This is a genomic window from Streptomyces sp. NPDC038280, from assembly GCF_055600045.1.
In genome coordinates, this window is the sequence record NZ_JBVJYZ010000002.1 from 233,083 (window position 1) to 249,912 (window position 16,830).

Annotated in this window: 17 protein-coding genes; 10 read left to right on the forward strand and 7 right to left on the reverse strand. The window is 72.1% G+C overall.

All coding sequences use genetic code 11. The features are described 5' to 3' along the window. Nucleotides 1-39: 39 nt before the first annotated feature. Nucleotides 40-3,309 carry a BTAD domain-containing putative transcriptional regulator gene (locus ACZ7J0_RS06140; RefSeq protein ID WP_470884497.1) on the reverse strand — a complete coding sequence of 1,090 codons (3,270 nt, stop codon included), beginning with the start codon at nt 3,307-3,309 and terminating at the stop codon, nt 40-42. Nucleotides 3,310-3,472: 163 nt separating this feature from the next. Between ACZ7J0_RS06140 and ACZ7J0_RS06145 the strand changes: the two genes are divergently transcribed. Further along, nucleotides 3,473-4,276, forward strand: a complete 804-nt coding sequence (locus ACZ7J0_RS06145) for a site-2 protease family protein (RefSeq protein WP_470884499.1) — start codon at nt 3,473-3,475, stop codon at nt 4,274-4,276. A gap of 23 nt (nt 4,277-4,299) precedes the next feature. On the opposite strand, the gene ACZ7J0_RS06150 is transcribed toward ACZ7J0_RS06145, so the two are convergent. Both ACZ7J0_RS06150 and npdG read right to left on the reverse strand, forming a co-directional pair. Continuing rightward, a complete protein-coding gene (locus ACZ7J0_RS06150; protein WP_470884501.1) occupies nt 4,300-4,536 on the reverse strand; it encodes a hypothetical protein in 237 nt (78 codons plus the stop codon). A 24-nt stretch (nt 4,537-4,560) separates the two neighbouring features. After that, nucleotides 4,561-5,265, reverse strand: a complete 705-nt coding sequence (gene npdG / locus ACZ7J0_RS06155) for an NADPH-dependent F420 reductase (protein ID WP_470884503.1) — start codon at nt 5,263-5,265, stop codon at nt 4,561-4,563. 98 nt (nt 5,266-5,363) lie between these two features. On the opposite strand from npdG, the gene ACZ7J0_RS06160 reads away from it, so the two are divergent. Next, nucleotides 5,364-5,972, forward strand: a complete 609-nt coding sequence (locus ACZ7J0_RS06160) for a hypothetical protein (protein WP_470884505.1) — start codon at nt 5,364-5,366, stop codon at nt 5,970-5,972. A 67-nt stretch (nt 5,973-6,039) separates the two neighbouring features. Here ACZ7J0_RS06160 and ACZ7J0_RS06165 read toward each other — a convergent pair whose 3' ends face one another. Next, nucleotides 6,040-6,270 carry a hypothetical protein gene (locus ACZ7J0_RS06165; RefSeq protein WP_469118281.1) on the reverse strand — a complete coding sequence of 77 codons (231 nt, stop codon included), beginning with the start codon at nt 6,268-6,270 and terminating at the stop codon, nt 6,040-6,042. 58 nt (nt 6,271-6,328) lie between these two features. Here ACZ7J0_RS06165 and map point away from each other — a divergent pair, with 58 nt between their 5' ends. Next, entirely contained in the window at nt 6,329-7,186 is an 858-nt protein-coding gene (gene map, locus ACZ7J0_RS06170; RefSeq protein ID WP_470884507.1) for a type I methionyl aminopeptidase, read from the forward strand. A gap of 115 nt (nt 7,187-7,301) precedes the next feature. Continuing rightward, nucleotides 7,302-7,952: a biliverdin-producing heme oxygenase gene (locus ACZ7J0_RS06175; protein ID WP_470884509.1), complete on the forward strand. Its 651-nt coding sequence runs from the start codon at nt 7,302-7,304 to the stop codon at nt 7,950-7,952. Nucleotides 7,953-7,983: 31 nt separating this feature from the next. Here the strand turns inward: ACZ7J0_RS06175 and ACZ7J0_RS06180 are convergent, their stop codons facing one another. Further along, nucleotides 7,984-8,652 (reverse strand): PhzF family phenazine biosynthesis protein, encoded by a 669-nt coding sequence (locus tag ACZ7J0_RS06180; protein ID WP_470884511.1) that lies wholly within the window; start codon nt 8,650-8,652, stop codon nt 7,984-7,986. A 275-nt stretch (nt 8,653-8,927) separates the two neighbouring features. Here ACZ7J0_RS06180 and efeO point away from each other — a divergent pair, with 275 nt between their 5' ends. From efeO to ACZ7J0_RS06200, 4 genes are read left to right on the forward strand one after another with little or no spacing between them, the layout of a single operon-like run. Further along, nucleotides 8,928-10,070, forward strand: coding sequence for an iron uptake system protein EfeO (gene efeO, locus ACZ7J0_RS06185; protein WP_470884513.1), 1,143 nt, complete (start codon nt 8,928-8,930; stop codon nt 10,068-10,070). 23 nt (nt 10,071-10,093) lie between these two features. Further along, a complete protein-coding gene (efeB, locus tag ACZ7J0_RS06190) occupies nt 10,094-11,350 on the forward strand; it encodes an iron uptake transporter deferrochelatase/peroxidase subunit (protein WP_470885148.1) in 1,257 nt (418 codons plus the stop codon). A 24-nt stretch (nt 11,351-11,374) separates the two neighbouring features. Beyond that, entirely contained in the window at nt 11,375-12,355 is a 981-nt protein-coding gene (gene efeU, locus ACZ7J0_RS06195) for an iron uptake transporter permease EfeU (RefSeq protein WP_470884515.1), read from the forward strand. After that, complete coding sequence (locus ACZ7J0_RS06200) at nt 12,288-13,223, forward strand: SCO2278 family lipoprotein (protein WP_470885150.1); 936 nt, start codon at nt 12,288-12,290, stop codon at nt 13,221-13,223. The genes efeU and ACZ7J0_RS06200 overlap by 68 nt, the downstream gene beginning before the upstream one ends. Before the next feature lie 122 nt (nt 13,224-13,345). On the opposite strand, the gene ACZ7J0_RS06205 is transcribed toward ACZ7J0_RS06200, so the two are convergent. Then, nucleotides 13,346-14,098: a bifunctional DNA primase/polymerase gene (locus ACZ7J0_RS06205; RefSeq protein ID WP_470884517.1), complete on the reverse strand. Its 753-nt coding sequence runs from the start codon at nt 14,096-14,098 to the stop codon at nt 13,346-13,348. A gap of 170 nt (nt 14,099-14,268) precedes the next feature. Here ACZ7J0_RS06205 and ACZ7J0_RS06210 point away from each other — a divergent pair, with 170 nt between their 5' ends. Further along, entirely contained in the window at nt 14,269-15,162 is an 894-nt protein-coding gene (locus ACZ7J0_RS06210; protein WP_470884519.1) for a glycerophosphodiester phosphodiesterase, read from the forward strand. A gap of 53 nt (nt 15,163-15,215) precedes the next feature. Here the strand turns inward: ACZ7J0_RS06210 and ACZ7J0_RS06215 are convergent, their stop codons facing one another. After that, nucleotides 15,216-15,836: a TetR/AcrR family transcriptional regulator gene (locus tag ACZ7J0_RS06215; RefSeq protein WP_470884521.1), complete on the reverse strand. Its 621-nt coding sequence runs from the start codon at nt 15,834-15,836 to the stop codon at nt 15,216-15,218. Nucleotides 15,837-15,994: 158 nt separating this feature from the next. Between ACZ7J0_RS06215 and ddaH the strand changes: the two genes are divergently transcribed. Then, nucleotides 15,995-16,825 (forward strand): dimethylargininase, encoded by an 831-nt coding sequence (ddaH, locus tag ACZ7J0_RS06220; RefSeq protein ID WP_470884522.1) that lies wholly within the window; start codon nt 15,995-15,997, stop codon nt 16,823-16,825. Nucleotides 16,826-16,830 lie beyond the last annotated feature (5 nt).

Sequence of the window (16,830 nt, forward strand, 5' to 3'; positions counted from 1 at the left end):
CCGACCCTGACGCCGTCGGGTCGCGTCCGGCGGGCGGCGTCAGAGCAGGGCGGTGGCCTCCTCCAAAGTGAGGCCGCCGCCCTCGGCGTACGCCGCGTCGAATGCGGCGTCCCCGACGGCGGCCCGCGCCAGGGCGGTGGCCCGCGCGAGGTTCTCCCGCTCCATCGGCGCCGGTACGTGCCCGGGCGGCAACAGGCCCTCGTGGGCGCCGAGCAGAACGGCCGCCGTACGCGCCCCGGGGCCTCCCCGTCCGGCGAGCGCCCAGGCGACGACGACCAGATGGATGGCGGGCATCTGCGGCGCGACCATCATCGACACGGCCTCCTGGGAGTGCGCGAAGGCGCGCACCGCCACGTCGAGGGCCTCGTCGTAGCGCCCGTCGAGGGTGTCCAGCCAGCCCAGGGTGCCCAGCGTGAAGCCCTCGAACAGGGACAGGGCCTCGGACCCGAACTCCTCCCGCATGGCCCGCAGATGCTCACGGGCCTCCCCGGTCCGGCCCGTGCGGCCCAGCAGGAGCGTCAGATACAGCCGGGCGGCCGGAATGGCCTCGTACCCGGAGCTGCGGCCGCCCGCCAGGACGTCGCGCAGGATCCGCTCGCCCTCGGCGCCCCGCCCCGTCTCGTTGAGCATCCCGGCGTACCGGGCCCGCAGCAGGGCCGTCTGGGCCTGGGCGCCGATCCGTTCCGCGTGCTCGACGGCGGCCCGGAAGTCCTCGGCCGCGGCCTCGAACTCGCCCCTGCGCTCATGGGCCTCGCCACGCGAGGACAGCGCCTCGGCGGCGCCCCAGGAGTCGCCGAGGCGGACGAAGATCTCCAGGCTCTCGTCCGCGTCACGGCCCGCCCGGCCGGCCCAGTCGCTCCGGTTGGCCAGCACATTGGCCCGCAGCTGGAGGGCGTAGGCGAGCTCCCAGGTGTCGCCCAACTCCCTGCAGGCCTCGACCGTCGCGTCGAACAGACCGCGCAGCCTGTCCTGGTCGCCGGTGAGCAGCACGGCGTAGAACCACAGCATGCCCGGCATCCGGCAGGTCTGCGGCAGCCCCGGCCGGTACGCGGTGGAGATCCGGCGGAGCTCCTCGAGCCCCTCGGGGGTGGTCCACCGCGTGACCTGGTGGTCCATGTTGACCAGCTGGACCAGGCGGACCCCCCGGCGCGCCTCCCACAGCTGCTCGTCGCTCATCGGTGGCGGGGCGGCGGTGCAGCGCTCGGCCAGCGGCGGCGCGGCGGCGACGGGCGGGGCGAAGGGGTCGGGGCCGAGCGCGGCGACTTCTCCGGACCAGTGCCGGGCCTCGGCGCGCAGGTCGCGCATCTGCCAGTACCAGCCCAGCGAGTGGACCAGGCAGAGGGCCTCGTGTTCGTCCTTCCCGGCGACGGCGCCGCGCAGGGCGGTGCGCAGGTTCTCGTACTCGGTCCGGAACCGGGCCATGGCCCGCGCCTGGCCGGCCCCGCGCAGCTCGGGGTCGGTGGCGCGGGCGAGTTCGCGGTAGTGGACGAGATGGCGGCGCTCGGCGTCGGCGCGGTCGCCGGCCTCGTCGAGGCGTTCGGCGCCGTATTCGGCGACGGTCTCCAGCAGCCGGTAGCGCATTTCGCCGCCGGACGCGTCCGGGCCGTCGGGCGGGGTGGCGACCACCAGGGACTTGTCGACGAGGGCGCCGAGGAGGCCCAGGGTGCCGGGAACGGCGCACACGGCTTCCGCCGCCGCCAGGTCGCAGCCGCCGGCGAACACGGACAGCCGGCGCAGCACGGTCCGCTCCTCGTCGCTGAGCAGGTCCCAGGACCAGTCGACGACGGCACGGAGTGTCTGTTGGCGCGGTAGGACGGTACGGGCACCGGAGGTCAGCAGCCGGAAGCGGTCGTCGAGCCGGTCGGCGATCTGACGGGGGGTCATCATCCGTAGCCGGGCGGCGGCCAGCTCGATGGCGAGCGGAAGGCCGTCGAGCCGGTGACAGATCTCCGCACAGGCGTCGGGGTCACCGGTCACGTCGAAGCCGGGGCGGGCCGCCGCCCCCCGGTCCGCGAGCAGCCGGAGCGCCATCGGGTCGGGAAGCGGATCGACGGGGCGCAGGAACTCGCCGGGGACGCCGAGCGGTTCGCGGCTGGTCGCGAGGATCGTCAGCTCCGGGCATCCGGCGAGAAGCCGGTCGGCGAGGCCGGCCGCGGCCTCGACGACATGCTCGCAGTTGTCGAGGAGGAGCAGCATCCGGCGCCCGGCGCAGTGCTGGAGCAGGCGTACGAGCGGGTCGTCGGTCTTTCCCTCGGCGGCCCGCAGCCCCTCCGCTCCGGCGCCCCGCAGTACGGTCTCCCGCGCCCCGAGCGCTCCCAGTACGGCCTCGGGGACGGCCGACGGGTCGGTGAGGGGCGCGAGTTCGACGAGCCAGACGCCATCGCTCCAGCCGGCGGCGGCGCGTTCGGCCGCCTCCTGCGACAGGCGCGTCTTCCCGGCGCCGCCGGGTCCGAGCAGAGTGACGAGCCGGGCGCGCCCGAGGTCCGCGTGGAGCGTGGCGATGTCCTCGTCCCGTCCGACGAAGCTGGTGAGCCGGGCACGGAGGTTGCCGCGGCGGGCCGCCGGTCCGGCGGGCGGGTTCCGCGGCGCGGCGGGGTTCAGCAACGCGGCGTGCAGGGCGACAAGTTCCGGTCCGGGGTCGGTGCCCAGACGGTCGGCGAGTTCCCGGCGGACGGCCTCGTACGACGCCAGCGCCTCGGCCGGGCGGCCCGCGTCGCGCAGGGCGCGGATGTGGAGGGCCCGGAGGGGTTCGTCGAGGGGGAGGTCGCCGCACAGTTCGGTGAGCTCGGGCAGCGCGTCGCCCGGGCGGCCGGTGTCCAGCAGCGCCGCGAGGCGGGCCCGGCGGGCGTCGAGGCGGCGGGACTCCCAGCGGGACGCCTCGGCGGAACGGTCGGGGAGGTCGGCGAGCGCGGGCCCGCGCCACAGGGCGAGCGCCTCCCCGAGGAGCGGGACGGCCCTGCCCGGTGCGCCGCCCTCCGCCGCCCGTACGCCTTCGGTGACCAGCCGCTCGAAACGGTGCAGGTCCACGTCGTCCCGGTCGGCCGCGAGCCGGTACCCGCCGTCCACGGACAGCACCGCGTCCCTGCCCAGCGCCCGCCGCAGCCGGGCGATCAGCGCCTGGAGCGCGGCGCCGCCGTCGGCGGGCGGGTCCCCGTCCCACACCTCGTCGACGAGGTGTCCGACGGACACGGCCCGCCCCGCCCGCAGGGCGAGCACGGTCAGCAGGGCGCGCAGCCGGGCCCCGCCGATCGCCAGGGGGGTGCCGTCGTCGTGGAATGCCTGCGTGGTGCCGAGTACGCGGTAGTGCACGGCCTCATTCTCCCCGGGTTCGCCCGCTCCCCGCCCCGGCCCCCGGGACGACGGGCTCCGTCGGGTCCGGGGGCGGTTCAGGAACCCCGGGACCTCGCCCGGACGTTCCGTCCGCGTCGCCTGTACCGTCGACCCTCCGCGTCCCCCCTTCCCTGGAGCGCTCATGACCACGGCCACCGCTCGCGGCGATCGCCGGATCAGCCCCGTCTTCCTGGGGATCGTCGCCGTCATGGCGGTCGCCGGATGGGCGGTGTGGACGGACTTCGCGGCCTCGCCCGGGCTCGCGGTCTTCCTCTTCGTGACCGCCGCCTGGCTGGTCTCGCTCTGTCTCCACGAGTACGCGCACGCCCGCACGGCCCTGCACAGCGGTGACATCACCATTGGGGCGAAGGGCTATCTGACCCTCAACCCGCTCGCGTACACCCACGCCCTGCTCAGCATCGTGCTGCCGGTGCTCTTCGTGATCATGGGCGGTATCGGGCTGCCCGGCGGCGCCGTCTTCATCGAGCGGGGCCGGATCCGGGGGCGCTGGAAGCACAGCCTGATCTCGGCGGCCGGACCGCTGACGAACGTCCTCTTCGCGGTCGTCTGCACCGCGCCCTTCTGGCTGGACGCCCTTGACGGCGTGCCCCTGGCGTTCCGCTTCGCGCTCGGCTTCCTGGCGCTGCTGCAGCTCACGGCCGCGCTGTTGAACTTCCTGCCGGTTCCCGGGCTGGACGGCTACGGCGTGGTGGAGCCCTGGCTCTCGTACCGCTTCCGGCGGCAGGTCGAGCCGTACGCGCCCTACGGCTTCTTCGTCGTCATCGCGCTGCTGTTCGTGCCCGTGGTCAACGAGGCCTTCTTCGACGCGGTCGACGCGATGCTGCGCGGTCTGGGCGTCGCGGGGTTCGAGCGGTACTGCGGCTGGGAGCTCTACCGCTTCTGGCAGGACGCCTCGGACGTCTGCACGCTCGCCGCCGGCCAGTAGCCGACGGCCGCGGACGGGCGCGGTCAGCCGTGGGCGGCGGCGCGCCCGGTCTTGGCTCGGCGGATGTAGTACCAGGCCATGTTGGACGAGAGCCCGGCGAGCAGCACCCAGACGACGCCGAACCAGCTGCCCTGGACGAAGGAGACGACGGCGGCGGCCACGGCGAGGGCGCAGACGGCGAGGGCGTACAGAGCGAGGCGGGGCATGGGGGTCGGCTCCTGTCCGGATACGGCTGAGATGGCCCGTCCAGTGTCCCCCATGCCCCGCACCGCTCGTGGCCCTGCCTAGACGTCCGTGACGCGCAGGCCCGCGTGGGCCTTGTAGCGGCGGTTCACCGAGATCAGGTTGGCGACCAGCGACTCGACCTGGTGAGCGTTCCTGAGCCGGCCCGCGAAGACGCCCCGCATGCCGGGGATCCTCGCGGCCAGTGCCTGGACGAGGTCGGTGTCGGCGCGGGCCTCGCCGAGCACCATCACATCCGTGTCGATCTCCTCGATCGACACGTCCTGGAGCAGCACCGCCGAGAGGTGGTGGAAGGCGGCGGTCACCCGGGAGTCCGGCAGCAGGGCGGCGGCCTGCTCGGCGGCGCTGCCCTCCTCCGGCTTGAGGGCGTAGGCGCCCTTCTTGTCGAAGCCCAAGGGGTTCACGCAGTCGACGACGAGCTTGCCGGCGAGCTCCTCGCGCAGGGACTCCAGGGTCTTCGCATGGCCGTCCCACGGCACGGCGATGATCACAATGTCACTGCGGCGCGCGCACTCGGCGTTGTCGGCGCCCTCGACGCCGAGCCCCAGCTCGGCGGCGGCGGTCCCGGCGCGCTCCGCGGCCCGGGACCCGATGATCACCTTCTGCCCGGCGCGGGCGAGGCGGTAGGCGAGGCCCCGGCCCTGGTCACCGGTGCCGCCGAGGACACCGACGGTCAGACCGGAGACGTCGGGAAGGTCCCACGGGTCCTTGGCAGGGGTCTTCTGAACACTGTCAGTGGAAGTCATGGTCCCGACAGTACGGGACCACCCCCGCCGCTCCCTTACGGGTGAGCCACGGCCAACCGGCCTCCTCGGGGCCACCCTTCGGGGCATGATGCGGGCCCATGGATGCCGTACGTGTCGCACTGCTGCGGGAAGTCCTCGCCGGGACCGAGTGGCCGGCCCTCACCCGCCGCTTCGCCGGGACGCTCCGGTCCTCGGTGGTCCCGCAGGGCGGCGGACTGCTGCTGGTGGGGACCGAGGAGTACGAGCCCTGGCACCTGGCGGCGCATCTGGTGGACGAGGCGGCCTGGTCGGGGCGGCCCGAGCTCTCTCCCACGCTCGTCCGTCACCGGGTGCGGCCCGGCGACCCCGCGCATCTGGCGGTCGGTCTGGGTCGTCTGGAGGCGGCCCGGCGCGGGGCCACTCTGCTGGTGGTGGCGCCGGGGCGGCCGGACGCCGGGCTGCTGGAGCGGGTGCACGACGCACGGCGGGCCGGCGCGACCGTACTGGCGCTGGACGGCGGCGACGCGGAGGTCCACGGCCTGGCGCACGAGGCGCTGACCGTCGCCGAGGAGACGGCGGAGGTGGACTTCGACACGGTGCAGCACCTGGTCGGGGCGGCGGCCGGCGAGAACAGCCTGCCGGCCGCGCCGCGGGGCAGGCGCCGCCTTCGCGACCGGCTCTCCCGCCTGGCGGACCATCTGACGGCCCCGCCCCCGACCCGCTGGTGAGCCCGGGGGCCCGCCCGGCCGGGCACGTCCGGGAACGGCCGAGCGGGCGGGCCGGCCCCGGAACAGCCTAGGTCTCCTCGTCACCCGGCCGGGGCGCGTCGTGCCACTTCGGGTCGTTCTCCCACTGCAGATTCCGCTCCCGCGCCGTCTCCATCGCGTGCGACGCCTCCGCCCGCGACGCGTAGGGACCGAAGCGGTCCTTCGCCGGGCACTCCGGGCCCTCCTCGACCTTCTTGTGCTCCAGGCAGTAGAACCACTCGCCCGGTTTGCCGACCGTGCGCTTCTTGAACAGGGCCATGTCCGGCTCCTTCCTCTGCAGCCATGCTGCCCCACCGGCGCTGGTTAGACTCGCTGGTATGTCTGGCCAGTCGCTGCTCGCACCGGGGGAGCTCTCCCCCCTCCGCTCCGTTCCCGGAGCCATCCGCCGCCCCGAGTACGTCGGGAAGCCGGCCCCCACTCCGTACACCGGGCCGGAGGTGCAGGATTCCGACACCGTCGAGCGGATGCGCATCGCCGGGGGGATCGCCGCCCGGGCGATGGAGGAGGCCGCCAAGCACATCGCGCCGGGTGTGACCACGGACGAGCTGGACCGGGTCGCCCACGAGTACATGTGCGACCACGGCGCCTATCCGTCGACGCTCGGCTACCGGGGCTTCCCGAAGTCGCTGTGCTCCTCGGTCAACGAGGTCATCTGTCACGGGATCCCCGACTCCACCGTCCTGCGCGACGGCGACATCGTGAACCTCGACGTCACGGCGTACATCCACGGTGTGCACGGCGACAACAACGCCACCTACCTCTGCGGTGACGTCGACGAGGAGTCCAGGCTGCTGGTGGAGCGGACCCGGGAGTCCCTCAACCGCGCCATCAAGGCGGTCAGGCCCGGTCGGCAGATCAACATCATCGGGCGGGTCATCGAGTCGTACGCCAAGCGTTTCGGCTACGGCGTGGTCCGTGACTTCACCGGGCACGGCATCAATTCGTCGTTCCACTCCGGCCTGATCGTGCCGCACTACGACTCCCCGCACGCCACGACGGTGATCCAGCCGGGCATGACGTTCACCATCGAGCCCATGCTCACGCTGGGCACGCACGAGTACGACATGTGGGACGACGGCTGGACCGTGGTGACCAAGGACCGCAAGCGGACCGCGCAGTTCGAGCACACGCTGGTGGTCACGGACACCGGGGCCGAAATCCTCACGTTGCCCTGACCCCCGGGCGGGGTAGCGTTTTACCGACAGGTCGTCGGGAACCAGTTGACTTAGGTATACCTAAGTAGAAGGATCGTACTGGTTCCCGTCCCCATCGGTCCCCCGGAGGCCCGCCTTGGACACGCCCTTCTCCACGCTCATCCGTGTGGCGTCGCACGAGCAGCACACCGAGGCGGAGACCTCGACCTTCATGAGCGATCTGCTGGGCGGACGGCTGGGTGTGGACGCGTACACCCGCTACACCGAGCAGCTGTGGTTCGTGTACCGGGCCTTGGAGGACGCCGCCGAGGCGTTGAAGGACGACGCGGTCGCGGGCCCGTTCATACAGCCCGAGCTGTTCCGCGGCGCCGAGCTGGAGCGGGACCTCGCCCATCTGCGCGGGGCGCACTGGCGCGAGGAGCTCGCTCCGCTGCCCGCCACCGCCGCGTACGCCGCCCGCGTCGAGGAGTGCGCGCGCACCTGGCCCGCCGGATATGTCGCCCACCACTACACCCGCTACCTCGGGGACCTCTCCGGCGGCCAGATCATCCGGGACAAGGCGGAGCGCACCTGGGGCTTCGCGCGCAAGGGTGACGGCGTCCGCTTCTACGTCTTCGAGCAGATCTCCAACCCGGCGGCGTTCAAGCGGGGTTACCGCGAACTGCTGGACCGGGTGAACGCGGACGAACTCGAGAAGCAGCGGATCGTCGACGAGTGCAAGCGCGCCTTCGACTTCAACGGCGCGGTGTTCCGGGAGCTGGGCGGCGAGTTTCCGCTCAGCGCCTAGCGCCCGCCCGGATCCCTGGCGGGCACGGGCCTCAGGGGCGAGCGGCCGGGTCGAAGCGGACGCGGCCGCCGAGTTCGATGACGCCGTCAGGGCCGGGGGCGGTCAGCAGTTGCGACCCCCGGCCCTGCGTGATGTTCAGGGCGCGGCCGAGGGCGGCGGTGAGCAGGAGCGCCGCGGCGCCGGTCGCCTCGTCCTCGTCGATGCCGTCACCCCTGCCGGGGAAGGCCCGGGCGCGGACCCGCCCGGCGGCCTCGTCCTCCCAGGCCCAGGCGTAGATCCACTCGCCGGGGGGCGGCACGTCGAGCGCCTCGACCTCGGCCGCGGAGGCGTACTGCCGCAGGGTGCGCGGGGGCGCCCAGTCGCCGCGGGCGGCGATCCAGGTGAACTCGCCGTCGTCACGCACCCACACCTCGCCCACCGGCGGATTGACGACCTCCAGGTCGAGCAGCCACGCGGCCCCGACGACCGGGTGTCCGGCGAAGGGCAGCCGTACACCGGGGGTGTAGATGTCGACGACTCCACGCTCGGGGTCGTCGACGAACACGGTCTCGCTGAAGCCGAGTTCCTTGGCGAGCGCCTGCCGGGACGCCTCGTCGGGGTGAGTGCGCCCGTCGCGCACGACACCCAGGGCATTGCCGTACCCGCCGTCGCCCGCGCAGAAGACGCGCAGGACTTCGACCTCGGTCGCCGTCGTGTTCATTCCGGCATTCAAGCATCAGCGGGCCGCCTCGCGCGGGGCTACGGCACGGACGGCCCCACATCCGACAAATCACCCATAACCCTCAAATGCTCGCACTTGGCTGATACTTGACCCTCCCTTGACTCGTTCGTGAATCAGCCGTGATCGGGCCGTAGCCCCGCGCCCCTCCGCGCCGGCGGTGAGAGCTGAATCACTGGACGGGGGGGTATCGGTCAGGTAAGCCTCGGTTAAGTTAGGTCCGCCTCACCCCCCGTACCTCGTCCCGTGGAGCCCTTATGCGAGCCGTCCGCCTCTCCGTCGTCACCGCCGCCGCCACCGCGGTCGCTCTGACCGCCGTCACGGGCTGCGCCGAGAAGAGCGACACCAAGGGTGGTGACGGCGCGATCTCCATCGTCGCCAAGGACGACGCCTGCGAGATCTCCAAGAAGGAGTTCCCGGCCGGCCACGTCGAGCTGGCCGTCGAGAACAAGGGCTCCAAGGTCACCGAGGTCTACGTCCTCTTCCCGGACGACCGCATCGTCACCGAGCGCGAGAACATCGGCCCCGGCACCAAGGCGAAGATCACCGCCGAGGTGAAGGCCGGAGACTACGAGATCGCCTGCAAGCCCGGCATGAAGGGCGACGGCATCCGTCAGAAGGTCACCGCGACCGGCAGCGGCAAGGCCGCCAAGCGTTCCCCCGAGATGGACGCGGCCGTCGCCGCCTACCGCCAGTACGTGCAGCAGCAGGCGGACGAGACGCTGCCCAAGGTCAAGGCCTTCACCGACGCCGTGCGCGCCGGCGACATCGAGGCCGCGAAGAAGGCGTACGCCGATTCCCGCATCGGCTGGGAGCGCACCGAGCCGGTCGCCGAGTCCTTCGGCGACATCGACCCGAAGGTCGACGTCCGGGAGGACGGCCTGGAGCCCGGTCAGAAGTGGACCGGCTGGCACCGCCTGGAGAAGGCGCTGTGGCAGGAGAAGAAGCTCGGCCCCGAGACGAAGGTCCTGGCCGACACCCTCGACAAGGACCTGGCCGACTGGGTCAAGAAGGTCGGCAAGGCCGAGATCACCCCCACGTCCATGGCCAACGGCGCCAAGGAACTCCTCGACGAGGTCGCCACCGGCAAGGTCACCGGTGAGGAGGAGCGCTACTCCCACACCGACCTCGTCGACTTCAAGGCGAACGTCGAGGGCGCGCAGAAGTCCTACGAGCTGCTGAAGCCGGTCGCCTCCAAGAACGACCCGAAGCTCGTCGCCGACCTGGACAAGCAGTTCGCCGCGCTGAACACGCTGCTCGACAAGTACCGCACGGACAAGAACTCCTACGTCTTCACCTCGTACGACCAGGTCGGCAAGGAGCAGCGCAAGGAGCTCTCGGACGGCGTCAACGCGCTGGCCGAGCCGCTCTCCAAGCTCGCCGCCGCTGTTGTGAAGTAGGGACGGCAACCATGTCTGACGAGATGACCACCACGGACGAGAGCACGACGGGCTCCGCAGCGCCCTCCCGGCGCTCGCTGCTCGCCATCGGCGGGGCCGGGCTCGCGCTCGGTGCCGCCGCGGCCGGCGGCGCCGTCGCCCTGACCCGCGCCGGCGACACCGCCGTACCCGCCGCTTCCGAGGGCGCGGCGGTGCCGTTCCACGGCGCCCACCAGGCGGGTATCGCCACCCCGGTCCAGGACCGGCTGCACTTCGCGGCCTTCGACGTGAAGACCAAGGACCGCGCCGAGCTGATCGCGCTGCTCAAGGAGTGGACGCGGGCGGCCGAGCGGATGACGGCCGGCCATGAGGTCGGCGACGGCGCGTACGGCGGGCTCGCCGAGGCGCCGCCGGACGACACGGGCGAGGCGCTCGGCCTCAAGCCGTCCCGGCTCACGCTGACGATCGGCTTCGGCCCCTCGCTGTTCGACGGCCGCTTCGGTCTCGCCGGCAAGCGCCCCGACGCGCTGGTCGACCTGCCCAAGTTCCCCGGCGACAACCTCGACCCGGCCCGCAGCGGCGGCGACCTGTGCGTCCAGGCCTGCGCCGACGACCCGCAGGTCGCGGTGCACGCGATCCGCCAGCTCGCCCGGATCGGCTTCGGCAAGGTGGCGGTGCGCTGGTCGCAGCTCGGCTTCGGCAAGACGTCCTCCACCACGCCGGACGCGCAGACGCCGCGCAACATGATGGGCTTCAAGGACGGCACCCGGAACATCGCGGGCACCGACACCGCCGCTCTGGACAAGCACGTCTGGGCCTCCGAGAAGGACGGCTCGTCATGGATGACGGGCGGCTCCTACCTGGTGGCGCGCCGCATCCGGATGAACATCGAGACCTGGGACCGCACTCCGCTCCAGGAGCAGGAGGACATCTTCGGCCGCGACAAGGGCGAGGGCGCCCCGGTCGGCAAGTCCAAGGAGCACGACGAGCCGTTCCTGAAGGCGATGAAGCCGGAGGCGCACGTCCGGCTCGCCCATCCGGACTCCAACGGCGGGGCCACCATCCTGCGCCGCGGCTACTCCTTCACGGACGGCACGGACGGCCTCGGCCGTCTCGACGCGGGCCTGTTCTTCCTCGCCTACCAGCGTGACGTGCGCAAGGGATTCATCCCGGTGCAGACCTCGCTGGCACGGGCCGACGTCCTCAACGAGTACATCCAGCACGTGGGTTCGGCGCACTTCGCCGTCCCGCCGGGCGTCCGCGACACGGGCGACTGGTGGGGCCGGACTCTGTTCTCGTAGAGCTCGCAACAGGAGAGGACCGACGTGTTCGGCAACTATCTGATCGGCCTGCGCGAGGGCCTCGAGGCCAGCCTGGTCGTCTGCATCCTGATCGCCTATCTGGTGAAGACGGACCGCCGCGACGCGATCGGCCCGATCTGGACCGGCATCGGGGTCGCGGTCGCGCTGGCCCTCGGCTTCGGTTTCGCGCTCGAATTCGGCTCGCAGGAGCTGACGTTCGAGGCGCAGGAGGCGCTCGGCGGATCGCTTTCGATCATCGCGGTCTGTCTGGTGACCTGGATGGTCTTCTGGATGCGGCGCACCGCGCGGCACCTGAGGGCCGAGCTGCACGGGAAGCTGGACGCCGCCCTGCGGATGGGGACGGGCGCGCTGGTCGCCACGGCCTTCCTGGCCGTGGGCCGTGAAGGCCTGGAGACGGCGCTGTTCGTCTGGGCGTCGGTGCGTGCCTCGCAGGACGGCACGTCCGGGCCGCTGGTCGGCGTGCTGCTGGGCATCGCCACCGCGGTGGCGCTGGGCTGGCTGTTCTACCGGGGCGCGCTGAAGATCAACCTGGCCAAGTTCTTCACCTGGACCGGCGGGATGCTGGTCGTCGTGGCGGCCGGTGTGCTCGCCTACGGCGTCCACGACCTCCAGGAGGCCCGCTTCCTGGGCGGTCTGGCGGACAAGGCGTTCGACGTCAGCGCGACGGTTCCGCCGGACAGCTGGTACGGCACGCTGCTGAAGGGTGTCTTCAACTTCCAGCCCGACCCGACGGTCCTCCAGGTCACGGTGTGGGCGCTGTATCTGATCCCGACGCTCGCCCTGTTCCTCGCCCCGGTAGGGTTCGGACGGTCCGTGGGGGTCGAGAAGCAGAAGGCAACCGATGAGAAGGCTGGGTCGGTCGGCGAGAAGGCCGACGGCGGGGCTCGCGACGACGACGGCGCTGACGCTGCTGGCGCTGACGACGAGCGGGTGCGTGACGGTGCACGGCGAGCTGGAAGTCGTACCGGCGGCGACGAAGACTGAGGCCGCGCAGGCCGTCAAGGATTTCACCGAGGCGTACAACAAGGCCGACAAGGCCTATGACCCGGCCCTGGACGCGGGCCGGGTCACCGGCCCGCTCGGGGCCGTCAACCAGGCAGGTCTGAAGTCGCGTTCGGTCACGAGTCCGCAGGGCAACGCGGCGCACCGGCCGCTGGAACTGACGGAGGCGGCGTTCGTCGTCCCGAAGAAGGCCGGGTGGCCGCGCTGGTTCCTGGCGAACACCGACTCCAACCGCGACACCGACAGCGGCCCCGGCGACAACCGCTGGCTGCTGGTCTTCGTGAAGAACGGCGCCGACCAGCTGTGGGAGGTCGCCTATCTGTCGATCCTCACCCCCGCCGAGATCCCCGCGTTCAAGACCGGCTCCGACGGCTTCGCGGAGCCGGCGGACCCGGACTCGGCGAAGCTCGCGGTGGCGCCGAGGAACCTGAGCGAGGAGTACGCCTCGTATCTGGGGAGCGGACGGCCCGAACACTTCACAGCCGGGCCGCACACCTCGCTGTGGCGGATGGAGCGCGAGAAGACCGCGCGCCGCGCGGGACTTGCCACGCAGTACGTCGACCAGGCCATGGACACCGGCGACTTCGCGCCTCTCGGGCTGATGACCGAGGACGGCGGGGCGATGGTCTTCTTCGCGATCCGTTTCTTCGAGCGGCAGACGGCGGCGCAGGGCTACCGGCCGAAGATCGACCCGGACGTGAAGCCGCTGCTGACCGGCGAGGTGAAGAGCACGGTCACCAAGGAGTGGGTGTCCAGCCAGTCGGCGCGGGTGAAGCCGGCGGGCGCGGGGCAGGACGGTGTGACGATCCTGGGACGGCTGCAGGGCGTGACGGCGGCGACGGGTTCGTAACCCCGTTTTCTGGTCGTGAAAAGGCCGTTGAGGCGCTCAGCGCCTCAACGGCTCATGTCTCAGGCGCCCAACAGGGCGTGCCTCAACGGCTCAACGGCTCAACGGCTCAACGGCTCAACGGCTCAACGGCTCAACGGCCAGGCGACCGCGTGGTCGGCCGGCTCGTCCCGCCCGTCCGCGTAACGCGCGCAGGCGTCCGTGAGGGTTTCGAGGAGTGTCAGCGGGTCGGGCAGCGGGTGCTCGGGGCCGCGCACCCAGTCGACCGTCAGGTCACCGGGCAGCCGCGCCGGGGGGACGAGCACATAGCTGCCGCGGCAGTGCCAGCGCATGCCCGGGTGCTCGTCCATGGTTTCGGGGTGGCAGTCCAGCTCGCAGGGCCACCACTCGTCCTCGTCCTCGGGGGTGCCCCGGGTGGCGGTGAAGAAGAGCATCCGCGCGGTGCCGTCGGCCTCACCCGCCGAACTGGCGACCGGGCCGACCTCGATGCCCTCGGCGAGCAGCCGCTCCAGGGCCGCGCGACCGGCCTCCAGGGGGACGTCGAGGACGTCGTGGACCATGCCGGTGGCGGTGATGAAGTTGGCCTGCGGCTCATTGCGTACCCACCGCTCCAACTGGGCACGATCGGTGGTGGACTGGGTCTGCCAGGCGAAGGAGACGGGGTGTCGTGCCGGGGTGGGACAACCGATGCGTTCGCAGGAGCAGCGGTAGCCGAGGGGGTAGGCGGCGGGGGCCAGCGGGAGTCCCGCGGCCGCGACTGCCAGGAGCAGGCTCTCGCGGTGTGTGCCGTCGGCGTCGACGGTCGGCTTGGGGCTGCGACGCAGCCACTGCGCAAGTTTGCTCCCCGTGCCGCGGTTGCGGCCCATACCGTCGCCCATCTATCCCCTCACACCTCACGCTCGCCCCAGCGGACTCTGCCATGGTCCCACCATCCTGCGCTCCGGGTGACCGGAGTCCCCAACCGGGGTACGGCGGCTGAGGGCCGGATGCGTACCCGCCGGGTGTCATTGACCTCTTTGTCCCGATATGCCGATCTAGCGTGACGCCCATGGCCTACCCGACTCCGTCGACTCCGCTGACGTCGCTGGCTTCCTTGATCGCCCTTGCCCTGGCCGGTCAGGCCGTCACTCTGCCCCCGCTGGAGTGGGGGCAGGGAGCGGGCAGGGTGACGATCGACACACTGCCCCGCATCGTCTACACCGCGCACCGGGGCGGCGCCCTGGAGTCCGCGGAGAACAGCATGTCCGCACTGACGGCGTCCTACCGGAGCCGCAGGACGCAGGTGCTGGACGTGGACGTACGGATGCTCCGGGACGGGACGCTCGTCGCGATGCACGACGCGACGCTCGACCGCACGACCCTGTCGTCGGGGCCGGTGCGGGCGCTGGACGCCCGGGAGTGGCGGTCGGTCCGACTGCGGGGCACCCGGCCCGCGGAGCGCCCGCCGACACTGGCGGAGGTGCTGGACCGGTTCGGCGGACGGTCCGTGCTGATGCTGGAGGCCAAGGACCCCGAGAGCCTGGAGCGGCTGGCGCGGGTGCTGCGCGCGCGGAAGCTGACCGCCTCGGTCCTGGTGAACTCCAACCACCCCGGGGTGGCCCGCAAGGCCCACCGGCTCGGGCTGCGCGCCCAGTTGTGGCGCTCGGCGCGGCAGATGAGGACGGACGAGCCGCGCCGGTGGCGGGGGTACGTGGACGTGCTGGACGTGGACCACCGGGCGCGCGACAGGGATCTGCGGCGGGCGGTGCGGTCCGGGATCGCCCGAGTGTGGGCGCACACGGTGAACACGGACGCGGACCGGAAGCGGGCCCTGCGCCTCGGCTGCGACGGGATCATCACGGACGCGCCGGGCCTCCTGCTGACCGACCCGGACACCGGCGTCGACCCCGGCCCCGACATCGCCACCGACCCCGGCACCGACGGCGCCGGGCGCGCCGACTGACCGACGCGGCTCAGGGGCGCGCGTCGGACGCGCTGCGGCCGGGCGCGCGGGCCTCAGGTGCGGGGAGCCAGGCCGTTCAGGGCGTAGTCGACCAGCGCGTCCGCGTACGCGTGGGTGAGCGGAAGAGTGCGCATCATCCAACGGTGGGCGATCGGGCCGGTGAAGAGCTCCAGGGCGATCCGCGGATCGATCTCCGGGCGGACGTCACCGGCTTCCTGGGCGGCGCGCAGCCGCCGGACGTAGAGCTGGAGCTGCGGCTCCAGGAGCTGCTCCACGAACTGGGCGCCGAGCTCCGGGTTGATGATGCCCTCGGCGGCGAGCGCCCGGGACGGGGCGTCGAACTTGGGGTCGTTCATCTCGTCGACGGTGGCGCGCAGCACGTACTTGAGGTCGGCGGCGAGGTCGCCGGTGTCGGGGATCTCGCTGTCGGCGTCGCCGCCCAGGGCTTCGTTGGCCTGCCGGCCGAGGTCGAGGAAGGCCTCCAGCAGGACGGCGGCCTTCGACGGCCACCAGCGGTAGATCGTCTGCTTGCCGACGCCGGCGCGGGCGGCGATGCCCTCGATGGTGGTCCTGGCGTAGCCGGCCTCACTGACCAGGGAGAGCGCGGCGTCGTAGATGGCGCGGCGGGAGCGGTCGCTGCGACGGGTGGAGTCGGGTGCCTTGGTCTCAGCCATGAGGTCAATCTACCAGCGTACGAGGCGAGACGTATCGTCTCGATACGGTGGGTGAACCACTCGTTCGGTTCAGTGCGCGCGAGCCCCCCACGGCGGACCATGGGCTGCACGCACACACCGTGCGCCGCGCCAATCGGCCCGTCCGTGAGGAGCCCTCATTGCGCTCATCGCCACGCGAGGCATCGCCCCGCCACTACCTGATGTGCCCACCCGCGCACTTCAGGGTGACGTACTCCATCAACCCATGGATGGACCCCACCAAGCCGGTGGACCTGCCGCTCGCCCTCACCCAGTGGGAGGACCTGCGGGACCGCTACCGCTCACTCGGCCACACCGTCGACCTGCTCGACCCGCACCCGGAACTCCCCGACATGGTCTTCGCGGCCAACGGCGCCACCGTCATCGACGGCCGGGTCCTGGGGGCCCGGTTCGCGCACCCGGAGCGCACGGCCGAGGCCGCCGTCCATCTGGACTGGTTCAGGGCCCACGGCTATGCGGAGAGCGACATCCACGTACCCCTCCACGTCAACGAGGGAGAGGGCGACTTCGCGGTCACCGCCTCGTACGTCCTGGCCGGCCGGGGCTTCCGCTCCAGTCCGCTCTCGCACGACGAGGCGCAGGAGTTCTTCGGCCGCCCGGTGATCGGGCTCGAACTGGTCGACCCCCGCTACTACCACCTGGACACCGCGCTCAGCGTCCTGGACGTGGCGACCGACGAGATCATGTACTACCCAGGCGCCTTCTCCCCCGGCAGCCGGGCGGTTCTCGCCCGGCTCTTCCCCGACGCGCTCCTGGCCGGCGAGGACGACGCGGCCGCTCTGGGACTCAACGCGGTGAGCGACGGCCGCCATGTACTGCTGCCGCAGGCGGCGCTGGGGCTGTTCGATCCGCTGCGCGAGCGGGGGTTCGAGCCGATGGGCATGGACCTCGGCGAGCTGCTCAAGGGCGGCGGCAGTGTGAAGTGCTGTACGCAGGAGCTGCGCGACTGATCTCC